The sequence below is a fragment of the Bacillus sp. BHET2 genome (assembly GCF_005938125.1).
Lineage (GTDB): Bacteria > Bacillota > Bacilli > Bacillales > Bacillaceae_B > Rossellomorea.
In genome coordinates this window covers 1-498 of sequence record NZ_VCQN01000024.1, presented here as the reverse complement: position 1 = coordinate 498, position 498 = coordinate 1, and the positions used below count along the sequence as shown (strand labels likewise).

The 498-nt window shown below is 49.0% G+C and carries 4 tRNA genes; all 4 read left to right on the top strand.

The features are described 5' to 3' along the window. Positions 1–35: 35 nt before the first annotated feature. The 4 genes from FGG79_RS21355 to FGG79_RS21340 all read left to right on the top strand — a co-directional run bounded on the left by FGG79_RS21355 (position 36) and on the right by FGG79_RS21340 (position 496). Positions 36–124 (top strand) — tRNA-Leu (locus FGG79_RS21355). A gap of 130 nt (positions 125–254) precedes the next feature. Further along, positions 255–331 (top strand) — tRNA-Arg (locus FGG79_RS21350). A 5-nt stretch (positions 332–336) separates the two neighbouring features. After that, positions 337–413, top strand: a tRNA-Pro gene (locus tag FGG79_RS21345). 7 nt (positions 414–420) lie between these two features. Beyond that, a tRNA-Ala gene (locus FGG79_RS21340) sits at positions 421–496 on the top strand. The last annotated feature ends 2 nt before the right edge of the window (positions 497–498 follow it).

Below are 498 nucleotides of genomic sequence, written 5' to 3'. Positions count from 1 at the left end.
GGGTTCGAATCCCGTCTTCCGCTCCAGAACTTTTTGCCGGGGTGGCGGAACTGGCAGACGCACAGGACTTAAAATCCTGCGGTAGGTGACTACCGTACCGGTTCGATTCCGGTCCTCGGCACCAATGATTTTTGCGTCAGCAAAATATCTTTCAAAAAATTGCGAAGCAAAATAATTTTCATTAATTTGCGAAAGCAAAATATCTTTCAATAAAGTACGACAATATCAATGAACAATACACTAAATATTATATTGCGCCCGTAGCTCAATTGGATAGAGCGTTTGACTACGGATCAAAAGGTTAGGGGTTCGACTCCTCTCGGGCGCGCCATATATCGGGAAGTAGCTCAGCTTGGTAGAGCACTTGGTTTGGGACCAAGGGGTCGCAGGTTCGAATCCTGTCTTCCCGACCACTTCTTTGGGGCCTTAGCTCAGCTGGGAGAGCGCCTGCTTTGCACGCAGGAGGTCAGCGGTTCGATCCCGCTAGGCTCCACCAAA